General features: G+C 38.3%; 14 protein-coding genes. 5 read left to right on the forward strand and 9 right to left on the reverse strand.

From position 1 onward, the window contains the following. The first annotated feature begins 74 nt into the window (after window positions 1-74). A complete protein-coding gene (locus tag ABR854_RS03380) occupies window positions 75-1,184 on the forward strand; it encodes a glycoside hydrolase family 18 protein (protein ID WP_350263940.1) in 1,110 nt (369 codons plus the stop codon). Window positions 1,185-1,335: 151 nt separating this feature from the next. Here the strand turns inward: ABR854_RS03380 and ABR854_RS03385 are convergent, their stop codons facing one another. Both ABR854_RS03385 and mgrA read right to left on the reverse strand, forming a co-directional pair. Next, window positions 1,336-2,535 carry a PQQ-dependent sugar dehydrogenase gene (locus ABR854_RS03385; protein WP_350263941.1) on the reverse strand — a complete coding sequence of 400 codons (1,200 nt, stop codon included), beginning with the start codon at window positions 2,533-2,535 and terminating at the stop codon, window positions 1,336-1,338. A 35-nt stretch (window positions 2,536-2,570) separates the two neighbouring features. Continuing rightward, window positions 2,571-3,566, reverse strand: a complete 996-nt coding sequence (gene mgrA / locus ABR854_RS03390; protein ID WP_350263942.1) for an L-glyceraldehyde 3-phosphate reductase — start codon at window positions 3,564-3,566, stop codon at window positions 2,571-2,573. A gap of 207 nt (window positions 3,567-3,773) precedes the next feature. Between mgrA and ABR854_RS03395 the strand changes: the two genes are divergently transcribed. Then, entirely contained in the window at window positions 3,774-4,352 is a 579-nt protein-coding gene (locus ABR854_RS03395; RefSeq protein ID WP_350263943.1) for a Crp/Fnr family transcriptional regulator, read from the forward strand. Between the two features lie 77 nt (window positions 4,353-4,429). On the opposite strand, the gene ABR854_RS03400 is transcribed toward ABR854_RS03395, so the two are convergent. Both ABR854_RS03400 and ABR854_RS03405 read right to left on the reverse strand, forming a co-directional pair. Continuing rightward, window positions 4,430-5,413, reverse strand: a complete 984-nt coding sequence (locus ABR854_RS03400; RefSeq protein ID WP_350263944.1) for a pyruvate dehydrogenase complex E1 component subunit beta — start codon at window positions 5,411-5,413, stop codon at window positions 4,430-4,432. A 267-nt stretch (window positions 5,414-5,680) separates the two neighbouring features. After that, a complete protein-coding gene (locus tag ABR854_RS03405; RefSeq protein WP_350263945.1) occupies window positions 5,681-6,211 on the reverse strand; it encodes a hypothetical protein in 531 nt (176 codons plus the stop codon). Window positions 6,212-6,442: 231 nt separating this feature from the next. Here ABR854_RS03405 and ABR854_RS03410 point away from each other — a divergent pair, with 231 nt between their 5' ends. Then, on the forward strand, window positions 6,443-6,886 hold the full coding sequence (locus ABR854_RS03410) for an NUDIX domain-containing protein (RefSeq protein WP_350263946.1): 444 nt from the start codon (window positions 6,443-6,445) through the stop codon (window positions 6,884-6,886). Between the two features lie 93 nt (window positions 6,887-6,979). Here the strand turns inward: ABR854_RS03410 and ABR854_RS03415 are convergent, their stop codons facing one another. Beyond that, window positions 6,980-8,164 carry an MFS transporter gene (locus ABR854_RS03415; RefSeq protein WP_350263947.1) on the reverse strand — a complete coding sequence of 395 codons (1,185 nt, stop codon included), beginning with the start codon at window positions 8,162-8,164 and terminating at the stop codon, window positions 6,980-6,982. Between the two features lie 444 nt (window positions 8,165-8,608). Here ABR854_RS03415 and ABR854_RS03420 point away from each other — a divergent pair, with 444 nt between their 5' ends. Further along, window positions 8,609-9,556 carry a hypothetical protein gene (locus ABR854_RS03420; protein WP_350263948.1) on the forward strand — a complete coding sequence of 316 codons (948 nt, stop codon included), beginning with the start codon at window positions 8,609-8,611 and terminating at the stop codon, window positions 9,554-9,556. Between the two features lie 163 nt (window positions 9,557-9,719). Next, window positions 9,720-10,010 (forward strand): YciI family protein, encoded by a 291-nt coding sequence (locus ABR854_RS03425; RefSeq protein ID WP_350263949.1) that lies wholly within the window; start codon window positions 9,720-9,722, stop codon window positions 10,008-10,010. A 164-nt stretch (window positions 10,011-10,174) separates the two neighbouring features. On the opposite strand, the gene ABR854_RS03430 is transcribed toward ABR854_RS03425, so the two are convergent. From ABR854_RS03430 to ABR854_RS03445, 4 genes are all read right to left on the reverse strand, one after another. Then, entirely contained in the window at window positions 10,175-10,717 is a 543-nt protein-coding gene (locus ABR854_RS03430) for an NADPH-dependent FMN reductase (protein ID WP_350263950.1), read from the reverse strand. Window positions 10,718-10,758: 41 nt separating this feature from the next. Next, window positions 10,759-11,475, reverse strand: coding sequence for a pirin family protein (locus tag ABR854_RS03435; protein ID WP_350263951.1), 717 nt, complete (start codon window positions 11,473-11,475; stop codon window positions 10,759-10,761). Window positions 11,476-11,602: 127 nt separating this feature from the next. Beyond that, entirely contained in the window at window positions 11,603-12,274 is a 672-nt protein-coding gene (locus ABR854_RS03440; protein ID WP_350263952.1) for a DUF2461 domain-containing protein, read from the reverse strand. A 116-nt stretch (window positions 12,275-12,390) separates the two neighbouring features. Further along, a complete protein-coding gene (locus ABR854_RS03445; protein WP_350263953.1) occupies window positions 12,391-13,377 on the reverse strand; it encodes a 2-hydroxyacid dehydrogenase in 987 nt (328 codons plus the stop codon). Between the last annotated feature and the right edge of the window lie 27 nt (window positions 13,378-13,404).

Consider the following 13,404-nt stretch of genomic DNA (forward strand, 5'->3'; position numbering starts at 1 on the left):
AAACCTTTTTCAATTGTATCTTTGAAAAATCTTTTTAAATAAATCCATTTTAAAGTTTTTTCTAAGCACTCTTCATGAAATCACAAACTAAAACCCTCCTACTTGCTTGCTTTTGTTGCTTTATTTTTGTGGTAAGCACATTCGCCCAACCTAAAAAACAAAAAGAAATTGCCGTCATTGGTTATTATGCTGGCAATAGTCAAGACATCGACCAGTATCAAGTCGATAAACTCACGCACATTATTTTTTCATTTCTGCACTTAAAAGGAAATGTATTGGCAGTTGACAATAAAAACGACAGTCTGACTATCAAACGTTTAGTAGAATTAAAAAAGAAAAACCCGAGACTCAAAGTTATACTTTCGTTGGGTGGTTGGGAAGGCTGCTATACTTGTTCGGGCGTGTTTTCTACCCAAAAAGCACGAGAAGAATTTGCCGTTTCGGTGAAAAAGCTTTTTGTAAGTTTCAATGCCGATGGACTGGATTTAGATTGGGAATATCCTGCCATTGCTGGCCCTCCTGGGCATCCGTTTATGCCCGAAGATAAACCAAATTTTACGGCACTCATCAAAACTCTCCGAGCAACTTTCGGCAATAAATACGAATTAAGTTTTGCAGCAGGTGGTTTTACTAAATACATTGAAGAATCAGTTGAATGGGAGAAAGTTACGCCGCTACTCGACCGAATCAATCTGATGAGCTATGATTTAGTGCATGGATACAGCGAAGTAAGCGGTCATCACACAGGTTTATATTCTACGCCACAGCTAAAAGAATCGGTTGATAATGGTGTAAAAATGCTCCTTGCCAAAGGTGTGCCTGCCAATAAAATTGCGATTGGAGCGGCCATGTATGGTCGGGTATTTAAGCTAAGTGCCACCGAAAACAACGGACTTTATCAACCTTGTAAGTTTGAGCGAGGGGTTTCTTATAATAGCTTGGAAAAATATTTAGTCGAACACAAAACCTACAAAAAATATTGGGATTCCACGGCTCAAGCTCCGTATCTGTTTTCGGAAGAAGAAAAATTGTTTTTCTCTTACGACGACCCCGAGTCAATGAAACTCAAAACTGAGTACGTAATCAAGAATAAACTAAACGGAATAATGTTTTGGCAATTACGTGAAGACAAACCACAAAATGGCTTACTCGAAGTGATTGATAAAACGCTGAAAGCAAAGTAGATTTTGATTTACGATTTACGAAGTATGATTTACGAATGCTTCGCCGTAACAATTAAATTATCAAATCATAAAAAACGTGTCTCGACCTTCCACTCCGCTCAGGTACCGAGACACGTTTTTTATCTGTGGACAATCGACCACCGACCATTGACTATTTTTTAGCAATTCTATAAAGGCGACCTTGGTCTGTAACGGCGTATAAAGCACCATCTTTGCCTTGTGTTACATCACGGAAACGTTGAAATTCTTCGGTTAATAATCTTTCTTCGCCAACAACACGGTTATTTTCGATAATCAAACGAGCAATGTGCATTCCGCTCAAACAGCCTACAAAAAGGTTGTTTTTCCATTCTGGAATCATATCTCCGCTATAAAAAGTCATTCCACTTGGCGAAACAGATGGGTCCCAATAATAAACGGGTTGTTCCATACCTTCTTTTTGCTGAATGACAGGCTCACCGATTTGTTTACCACTATACTCAATTCCGTAAGTAATCGTTGGCCAACCGTAGTTTTTGCCTGCCTGTACGTGGTTGATTTCGTCGCCACCTCTTGGGCCAAACTCATTCGAGAACAATTCGCCAGTTACTGGGTGAAAAGTCAAACCTTGCACATTTCTATGTCCGTAAGAATACAATTCTGGTTTTGCTCCTTCTTTTCCTATGAATGGATTTCCTGCAACTGGTTTTCCGTCAGTTGTGATATGAACAATTTTACCTAAGCTTGAATTTAATTCCTGTGCTTGTGGGCGAGTAACTCTATCCGAACGCTCACCTGTACTCACGAAAAGGTTTCCGTTTTTATCAAAGATAATTCTTCCACCGTAGTGCAGATTACCTTTGTGGGCAGGAGTTGCTCGGTAAATAACCGTTGCACCTTCAATTTTGGTTTCATCAGCCGAAAGTTTTCCTTTGGCTACCGATGTATGCGTTCCACCCGTTACATTTTCAGAAAAAGTCCAGTAAATCATGCGGTTTTTCTGAAAATTCGGGTCAATTGTAATACCCAACAAACCACCTTGACCATCTGAATTTACGGCTGGAGCCCCAGTAATTGGCTTGCTCAATTCGCCACTGACCTTTGCGATTCTCATTACACCGCTTTTTTCGGTGATAATTAATCTACCATCGGGTAAACTTTTTACACCCCACGGAGAAGTTAATCCTTCGGTTAAAACTTTAACTGCGTAAGGCGTTTGCGTTTTTACAGCCCCCACACGGGTTTGTCCCGCAAATGCCGATGGATAAGTAGAATTCGGAGCTTTTGTTTCTACCGAAGTGCTTGCACTTTGAGCACACGAAGCATAAGCAAGCGTACTGAAAGCCAAAGAAAATAAAATATGTTTTTGCATTTATTTATTGATTTTTACGATAAAACTACTACATTTTAAGCCAAAATACTATTAATTTCTTGTAATTCTGAGGCGTCGAAAGAAGTATTTTTTAGACATTCCAGCGAATCTGTCAATTGCTGAGGCTTACTTACACCCAAAATAACCGACGTAATGCGTGGGTCTTTCAAAATCCAAGATAAGGCCATTTGTGCCAAATTCTGTCCACGTTTTACAGCCAAATCATTGAGTTTGATTACTTTATTTACGTTTTCTTCCGTGATTCGATTTTCTTCAATCGCACCGTTTCCACGACCCGAAGCGGCTCTCGAATCGGCAGGAATACCTTTGATGTATTTGTTTGACAATAAACCCTGTGCCAATGGCGAAAACGCTACACAACCCGCACCATTTGCTTCCAAAACATCAAGTAAACCACCTTCTACCCAACGGTCGAACATCGAATATTTGGCTTGGTGAATGATACACGGCGTGCCTAATTCTTTCAAAATCTTAGCGGCTTTTTCGGTGTCGGCGGCACTGTAATTTGAGATTCCCACATACAAGGCTTTTCCTTGACGAACGATCAGGTCAAGTGCAGACATTGTTTCTTCGAGCGGTGTTTCGGGGTCTGGGCGGTGGTGGTAAAAAATATCCACGTAATCTAAACCCATTCTTTTGAGACTTTGGTCTAAGCTCGAAACCAAATACTTTTTAGAACCCCACTCGCCATACGGGCCTTCCCACATATAATAGCCCGCTTTGGTCGTAATCACTAATTCATCTCGGTAAGGTTTCAAATCTTTTTTCAAAACCTGTCCGAAAGTTTCTTCGGCCGAACCCGCTGGTGGCCCATAATTATTGGCTAAGTCGATGTGCGTAACGCCACTATCAAACGCCAATTTTAAGATTGTACGGGCATTTTCGAAATTATCAATGCCACCGAAATTATGCCAAAGACCCAATGAAAGTGCTGGAAGTTTTAGTCCGCTTTTACCACAACGACGGTACTCCATGTCTTGATATCGCTGCGGTGATGCTGTGTAATTCATAGAATTTGTAGGTTTTGTTTAATTAGAAACAATTTGAAAAGGCAAAAAACTGAACTTAGAATCTTTATTTCAAGTTTTAAACGTACGATAATGATTTTTATGCAACAATCACTATCGTGAATCTTAGTGCAAAGTTGGGATTTCTTCTCAGAAAAAGCATTGAACTGGAACAAGAAATAAAAAATTATAAGAATTTAGGTCGAATTCATGCAAGAAAGCATTCAGAACTATATTTCAAGATTTGTAAGCCTTACGCCCGAAGAATTATCGGTTGTAGAAAATTGTATGCAATTGCGGGAATTTCCCAGAAAAACGATGCTTCTCAACGCTGGAGATGTCTGTAATTTTGAGGCTTATGTGCTGAAAGGCTGCATCAGAGAATATTTTATTGACCACAAAGGGCAAGAATTAACGCTCGAATTTGCGGTGGAAGATTGGTGGGTAAGCGATATTACGAGTTTTGAAAACCAAACTCCGAGCATTATGTATATCGAAACGCTCGAAGATTGTGAACTTTTGGTACTTTCTCGTGCATCAAAAGACGAATTATTGGCTCGTGTTCCGAAGCTCGAACGAATGTTTAGATTGATGATCCAGCGACATTTGAGTGTGCTTCAAAAACGTCTGTTTCGGACAGTTTCCTATACTGCAATGGATAAATTTGAGGAATTTCTAAGACGCTACCCTTCGCTCCCGCAGCGAGTACCACAACATTATATTGCTTCGTATCTGGGCATTACGCCCGAATTTTTAAGCAAATTACGAAAACGACAAATGAAATCGTAGGGGCGTATCGTATACGCCCAAAACAAAAAAAGCATTGCTCGAAACCGAACAATGCTTTTTCTGTATCTATTACGCTATTATTTTTTATACATCACTTGTTTCACTGCATCTACCGTACGTTTTACGTTTGGTAACGTAGCTTCGATGAGCGTTGGAGCGTAGTGAAGCGGAATATCCATGTTATTTACACGAATCACTGGAGCATCTAAATAATCAAATGCATGACGTTGTAAGTGATAAGTAATTTCTGATGAAATCGCAGCTAATGGCCATGCTTCTTCAACTACTACACAACGGTTTGTTTTCTTCACTGAGTTGATAACGGTTGCGTAATCAATCGGACGAACAGTGCGTAAGTCGATTAATTCTACACTAATTCCATCTTTTTCTAATTCGGCAATTGCAGGAAGAACAACCCTTGGAATCATTTTTCCGAACGAAACGATAGTAACATTTGAACCTTCTTTTATTACATTAGCTTTGCCTAATGGAATAATATATTCGCCTTCTGGCACTTCGCCTTTATCGCCATACATTTGCTCCGACTCCATAAAGATAGTCGGGTCGTTATCACGAATTGAGGCTTTCAATAAACCTTTAGCTTCATAAGGGCTACTTGGCACTACAACTTTCAAACCTGGGGTATTTGCAAACCAGTTTTCAAAGTTTTGTGAGTGTTGAGCTCCTAACTGACCTGCATTTCCTGTTGGTCCACGAAATACAATCGGACAAGAGTATTGACCAGCTGACATTGCCATAAATTTGGCCGCCGAGTTGATAATTTGGTCGATAGCAACCAAAGAAAAATTGAAAGTCATAAATTCGATGATCGGACGCAAACCATTTACGGCAGCCCCAACTCCAATTCCACCGAAACCTAATTCGGCAATAGGCGTGTCGATAACTCGTTTTGCTCCGAATTCATCTAACATCCCTTGACTTACTTTATAAGCACCGTTGTATTCGGCTACTTCTTCACCCATCAAGAAAACGTTTTCATCACGACGCATTTCTTCCGATAAGGCTTCACGTAGGGCTTCTCTAAATTGTATTTCTCTCATTTTCGCTTAGAATTTTGCATTTTTGCGGACGTAAAATTAGTGCATCTGTCCCGAAACTCAAAACAATCTTGTGTAATATTCAATATTTTAAAAAGTGTTTAGCTATTAGTTATTAGCTGTTAGCTTTTTATATCCCATAACTACTTGACTATAAATTAATTACAATAAATTATATTGAATAATATGTATAGAAAAACCTGATGCTTCAATAAAAAGAAAAGCGTCAGTTTTTCAACCGACGCTTCATCTTTCACTTGTAAATAGTCATTATTTCACATCATTAGCACTAATTGCATTTCCTTGTAAAGTCGGTTTAAAAACATCAAGGTCATAGAACAGATATGCCAATTTTATTACCCCACGGGCATACGGCTTGAGGGTTCCATCTTTTGTTTTTTCAAAAACCTCTTTTACTTGTATTAAATAAGTATCTTCATTTCTGGCCATTGATGCCAAATAAGATATTGAGCCACTACCAAAAATTGTCTGGTTTGCTATCTTTTTACCATCTCGGAGCAACGAAACATCAAATTCTTGTACAAATAGTTGTTTCTTTTCTTTGCGGTCTCTTTCATAAAACGGAAAAGTTTTTAAGGCTAATTCAGTATCCTTACGCCCAAAAGCCAAATTGGATGGAGCAATTTTACCGTTAATGAAACATTGTACTTTGATAATTTTCTTTTTTTCTTCCTGAGGTGTCTCTACTACTTCTATGGCACTCTGGGCGAAGCTTATCGTTGATGTTAGACCTAAAGCAATAGCCATTACCTTGAGTCTGAGTTTGGAAAAGTTTATCATTTTACAGCAATATTTTTAGTTGAAGCTAAAAAGTTGAACATTTGTGTTTTGATGGTTAAAAGCAAAAGTTTTATTATTAAACGGTATCAAAAGGCGTGCCAAACCAGTTTTTTGCAAATTATTGCTTATTTTGGGCATAAAATCTGATATAATATTGTAAATCGTATTGAGTTGATTATACAAGAGTCCTGATTAAAGTCTTATTTTTAATTTAACAAAGAAAATTCTATCATGCCAATCAATATACGTCCAGCAATTTTAATCATCGAAAATGGGCAAGTACTTACCATGCAGTATAATTATGGAGGGCAAGAAGTATATAATTTGCCTGGAGGAAACTTAGAGCTGGGCGAACACCTAAGCGATGCCCTCGCCCGTGAAATGCAAGAAGAACTCGGAATAGAAGTTTGGGTTGGAGAAATGGTTTTAGTTGGAGAAGTCTATTTTGAAGACCGTAAAAAACACACGCTTCACCTGCTTTTTGAAGGAAAAATCACAGCAGGAATTCCAACACTAAACCCAAAAGAAACATCGGCACTGGCCATTAAATGGCTTACTATAAATGATTTAGAGATAGTAAACTTATATCCAAACCTCTCTAAATCTATAAAAGATTATTTGAAAGGAAAACTCAGCAATAAATATATTGGAAAGATTGACCAGCAGTGGTTTTGAAATAGTCCACGGTCTATGGCCACCAGTCAACAAAAGTAAGTTGAAAATTTATGCGTAGCCCAAAACAACATAAACGCTCCTGATATTCTCTAATCAAGAACTCGCCTTCATGGCACGAATCTTAGGTGAGTAAAGATAAAGCAAAGCTATTATCGAAAAACTTCCCATTGTTGCAAAAGCAATCGGGAAGCGACTGGCGTCGTTTCCGTAAATCCAAGCTGAAAAGAATGCTCCTAAACCAATACCTGCTTCGAGCGAAATATACATCGTAGCCAATGCTCTACCACGATTTTCTTCTTCGCATAAATCGACAGTCCATGCCTGCGTAATAGGAGAAATCACGCCTAAAGCCAAACCAAAAAGAATGGCAGAAGCTACAAAAGTATAAATATTGCTGGCAAAAACTGGTAACATCATTCCAACAATCAGGACCATACAAGCCCATCGAAGCACCGAAATTCGACCATTCCGGTCAGAGAACTTTCCTGCAACAACCCTTATAAACAACGATGCAAGCGTATAAATCAGAAAGAAGATTCCTTTGTTTTTGAGTCCGACTGTTTTGGTCAAATCAGGGGCGAGTGTTACGATTGCACCATAACTAAAAGAGGTCAAGAAAACCACAATTGCTGCTGGCAAAACCATTCGATCGAACATATCATTTCGATTGACTTTCAGTGAATTAAGTGTAAATTTCTCTTGTTTTTCTTTCGGCAAAGTTTCTTTCATGTTATACAAAATTGCTATCGAAATGAGTGCAAACATCGACGAAATATTAAACAACACATTTATCGAAAAAGTATCGGCTATCCAACTTCCCAAAGCAGGGCCAAACGCCATACCGAGGCTTCCCATAAGCCCGTGCACACCCATTGCTTCACCTCTTCGATGCACTGGCACGATGTCGGCAATATAAGCAGCCGTTCCAGTTGGTTTAAAGCCTGTGGAAAAACCATGAACCAAACGCAAAAATAAAAAAGGATAAACCGTTGTAACCAAAGGATAGAAAAAACCACAAACGAAACAAACCAACGACCCGAAGGCCATCACAGGAACACGGCCAATGCGGTCAGTGAGACGACCACTAAAAGGGCGTGAAAGCCCAGCCGTGAGTGTAAACAAACTGATAATCAAACCTTTATACTCTTCGCCACCCAGACTCGTCAGATAGTCGGGAAGCTCTGGAATAAGCATATTGAAACTACAAAAGAACACCAGCGAACTCAGACAAAGCAGCCAAAATTGGAGAGAAAATATACTATCAGATTGTTTTTTCATAAAAATCAAAAGCCGTCAAAGTCTCAGTGAAGTTTTTCTAAAATATGTAGGCTTCTATGACCTTTTAGAAGAATTTTTCTGCAAAAATAAGAGCAAAATCTCGAAACAGAAAGGCGGGGGTGAATTAGGATTTATGAATGACGATTTACGAATGACTTTTAACAACATAAATACTTAGTAGTCAATCACTTGCATTGTTTTAATAAACTTGTATTATTTTTATTTAGAGATTCTTTTTAATGATTGAAAACACTCATCAAAACTCACTACAAATGATATTTATTCAAAAATTCCTTTAAACCTTGTGCAACCAATCTAATCAAAGCCTACGTCCTTACCCACAGAATACAGGAATTACAATCAGTTTTATATCTATCCAATTTTTATGAAAAGATGTGTACACAATAATTTTTTATGTATTACTCTTAAACTAACAAAATCAAAATGAAAACCAATTTTTTCAAGATTACAGCTTTGTGCTTTGCATTGAGTGCAGCAATGATTGCTTGCGACAAAACAGCCAACACCGTAACATCAAGTGATCAACTCGCCAATGCTGTAATTGACAGTCAAACTGCCAACGAACAATCAGAAGCAGGCTATGAATTAGCCGATGAAGTAACTTTTATGCCTTTTGGAGGGCGTAATTTTAGAGAAACTGGAGAAGCTCTTGATAAAGGAAACGGATTTTTTCCGATGCTTGGCTTGGGTTGGAGTAAACCTTGGAAAGGAAAAGACGGAAACTGTGCAACCGTAACCAAAACAGTAGCCAACAACGTAATCACAATCGTATATGACTACACGACAGTAACAGGTGGTGTTTGTAATGATACCGAAGTTGGTGGAAAAATGACAATCACGATGCCAGTAAAACCAGATTCAACATTCTCTGGAACTTTAGTAAGAACCGTTACTTACGATAATTTAAAGCGTGATTCGCTTACTGTGAATGGTTCACATACCATCACAACAACAGTTGTAAGTGGCAAAGCAACTGCCAGCGAGAAATTGGCGAAAATGACAATTTTAAACTCAAATTCGGGTAAAACAATTACTTATACAAGCACTCGCTCAAGAACAGTTGATAACAAAGGCACATCGAGCCGTAGCGATGACGAATCATCAGTGACTGGTTCGACAACAGGGAGCTCAAGCGATGGCACAACTTTCTCAAGCAATATTACAAAGGCTCTCGTGACTAAAAACTCATGTTCTACGTCTAAGGGATTCCCTGTGAGTGGAACAGAAGAGATTGTAGCACAAGATGGCACGAAAAAAGTAGTTGATTACGGCGATGGTACTTGTGACTTGAAATATACAGAAACAACCAACGGTGTGACTGTGGAAAAAGAAAGAACAAGAGGCGGCAAAGGTGGAAAGGGGAAGAAGTAATCAATAATTTAATCATAGAATTTTTCAATTTTTCATAGAATAATAGAAAAAGGTTAGTAACACGTTTAAATATTCGGAAAGCGTTGCCAAAATTTTGGCAACGCTTTTTTTTATTCATCAACCAAAAACGTTTTCTTTGTGTAAATACAAAAAACAAATACCAATGAAACAATATGTAGTTGTAGCCCAAGATGGGCGTGATGAAGAAGCTCTCGACCGACGTATGGCTGCTCGACCAGAGCATTTGGCGGGAGCAAAAGCCCTAAAAGCTAACAATAATTTTATCGTAGGTGGAGCAATGCTCGACGATAATGAAAAAATGATTGGCTCAGTAATGATAGTGCAATTTGAAAACGACGAAAAAATGCAGGAATGGTACGATAATGAACCATATATCAGAGATGGTGTTTGGAAATTCGTGGAAGTAATGCCTTTCAGAGTAGCAAATATTTAAGTACCGCAGCTATCAATAATGTTTTCATAGAATCGTGCCAAGGGATTTATTCCTTTCAAACACAATTCTATGAAAAATTATTGTCTAACTAAGACAATACCTATAAATAACTGATAATCAATTAAATAAAGCCAAAATACTCTATCTTTAACATCAATCCTACGTTATTGAGTTAGCTTTTCGGCTAACCATAGGTATTCCTTTACAAATGAATCAATTTGCTTTTGAAAAGACTCATCTAATAGATTACCCTCAGTATCAAATTTCTTATCCACCAGTGGCGTAACAAGCATTTGAGGAGAAACAATACCAAATAAAGCACCGATTAATAAAAGCATTTGTTGGCTCGCTCGCATTCCTCCCATTGCACCAACCGAAGCCGTCACGATTCCAAAAGGTTTATGGCTTTGTTTTGGAAAATGGTCGAGTAGATTCTTCAATGCTGGCGAATAGCCTCCGTTAAATTCGGGCGTAACCAAAATAAAAGCATCGGCCGAAAATATTCTTTCTCCCAAATGTTTCCATTCATCGGGAACTGCTTCGAGCGAAGTCCATACTTTCTGAATCGCAGGAAGTGGAAAATCTCTCACATCCAATAAACTCACTTCGTGTGTGGTTGTTTCTGACAAAAATTTATGCAAAAACTTCGCAACTCTTACCGTTACGCTCTCGTGTCGGGGGCTTCCCGAAATAATCTCAATTTTCATAAATTGCTTATTATCAATACTCTACTTGATTACTAAATTCATCAGAAGCTCATCGGGATATCCATCAACAAAACCTCTGCATCGCTACTTGCTTTGATTTGTATTGCCTCAGTTTCGCTCACTCCCAAAGCATCTCTACGGCCTAATTTCTGACCATTTATCTCAATTTCTCCTTCCAAAACAAAAGCATAAACACCGTTTCCTTGACGTTTGATTGCGTAAGAAATATCAGTTCCTGCATCAAGGTTTCCGAGCGAAAACCATGCATCTTGATTGATTCCTACGCCACCATCATTAGATTCAAGCGGCGAAACTACGGTCTGAAATTTATTCTTACGTTCTTCAATCGAAAATTCTTGTTGGTCATAGCGTGGCTCAATATTTTTGAGTTTCGGAAATACCCAAATCTGCAAAAACTTCACCGCTTCACCATGATTTTTGTTCTTTTCGGAGTGATAAATCCCCGTTCCAGCCGACATGATTTGCACTTCACCTTTTTTGATGATGGCCGTATTGCCCATGCTGTCTTTATGCTCTAAATCGCCAGAAAGTGGAATCGAAATGATTTCCATGTTGTCATGCGGGTGTGTACCAAAACCCATTCCGCCCGAAACGGTGTCATCGTTTAAAACTCTTAAAGCTCCAAAATGAATTTTGTTTGGGTCGTGGAAACCAGCAAAACTAAAAGAATGATAACTATTGAGCCAACCATGATTGGCATGTCCACGTTCGTTGGCGTTGTGAAATATCGTTTTCATAATTAAAATACATTTACATTTAATGTATATACATATTTATTTTTTAATTAGTTCAATCTTGATTAATGAATAATTGAAAATTGGCAATTAACAATTGCAAGTTATTGATTATTAACTATTTGTGTTTTTACACTTCAATCGCACGATTCAAAAAAGCAATATAGGGCTGCATTGCTTTGAAGCCTTTCAAAACTGTTTCAGTAAAATTGGGTTTTAAGATTTCTTTTGCATCAATAACTGATGAGGCCGTGAAACTTTTGAGTTTAATCAACTCTATGGCAGGATTCGCATCATCATAACCTTTGGGTGGACGAACGGTTGCAGCGTCTCTATCAAGTCCATTCGGGAAAATGTTTTTGAAACTTTCCGCATTTAAAATATTAGTAAATTCATCAAAATTATAATCGATTTCGATGCGAATCTTCTTCAAATCATCAGGTTCGGGCATCCAAATTCCGCCCGCCAGAAAACATTGAGTTGGGTCGATGTGCAAATAATAACCTGCCGAATGAGCCTTTTTTCCACCTTTGCTAAACGATGCTCCAAAATTAGTTTTGTAGGGGTCTTTATTTTTAGAGAAACGCACATCACGATTGATTCTGAATGTACAATTTTTAACTTCGAGTTGAGCTTCTTCGATACTTTTATCAAACTTTTCGATGCCTTTGATGAGTTCTTGTACTACTTCGACGAAGTTATTCTTGGCTATTTCAAACATTTTGCGGTTGGCATCGAACCAAGGTTTATTATTATTTTCTTTCAATGCTGAAAGAAATTGTAGTGTCTGTGCTTGAATCATAATTTTGATTTATAAGGGTTAATTTTATAAAACTAACAAGTCAAAACTGCGAAAGGTTTAAGAAAATAGGATGATTTAAATCGGATTTATTATTAATTCTCTCTATTGACAAGTTCCTACGACTCAACTTCATTTCCAGATTTTTGCCCTTGTTCAAAAGCTGTAATATTGTTGAGCGTAATGAAAGCAATTTGTGTCAGTGCTTCTTCGGTCAGAAATCCTTGATGCGAAGTGATTAGCACATTCGGAAATGTCATCAATCGAGCCAATGTATCATCTACCAAAATTTCTTCCGAAAGGTCATTGAAGAAGATATTACTTTCTTGTTCGTAAACGTCAAGCCCCAAATAACCCAATTTTTTACTTTTCAGGCCTTCAACTACTGCTTGAGTATCAACCAACGCCCCACGACTTGTGTTAATGAGCATTACCCCTGTTTTCATTTGAGTAATTGACGTTTCGTTAATCAAATGAAGAGTTTTATCAGTAAGCGGACAATGCAACGAAATAATATCTGATTGCTGTAAAACTTCGTCGAGTGTTTTATATTTTACGCCCGAATCTATTAACCCTTGACTTGGGAAAACATCGTAAGCGATTACTTTACAACCAAAACCTTGCATGATGCGTGCAAATGCCTCACCGATTTTTCCTGTACCAATCACACCAACGGTTTTCTGATAAAGGTCAAAACCGATGAGTTTTTCGAGTGAAAAATTACCTTCACGTACTCGATTATAGGCTTTGTGCGTTTTCCGATTGAGGGTCATTATCAAGGCAACGGCGTGTTCGGCAACTGCATGAGGCGAGTACGCAGGCACACGGACAACACCAATATTTGCTTTTTTTGCGGCATCCAAATCAACATTATTGAAACCCGCACAACGCAAAGCAATGAGTTTGATACCCAGTTTTGCCAGTTTTTCGATGATTGCGGCATTTACTTTATCATTCACAAAAACACAAATGCCATCGAACCCTTCGGCCAGTCGCACGGAAGTTTCGCTCAGTGCCACATCGTAAAATGTGAGTTCGTGGGTTTGATTATGCTTTTCAAAGAAATCTTTGTCGTAAGGTTTTGTGCTAAAAAAGGCGATTTTCATGGAGAAAGATGTGTTTTATGTAAAATT

It is taken from the genome of Emticicia sp. W12TSBA100-4, assembly GCF_040253585.1.
Lineage (GTDB): Bacteria > Bacteroidota > Bacteroidia > Cytophagales > Spirosomataceae > Emticicia.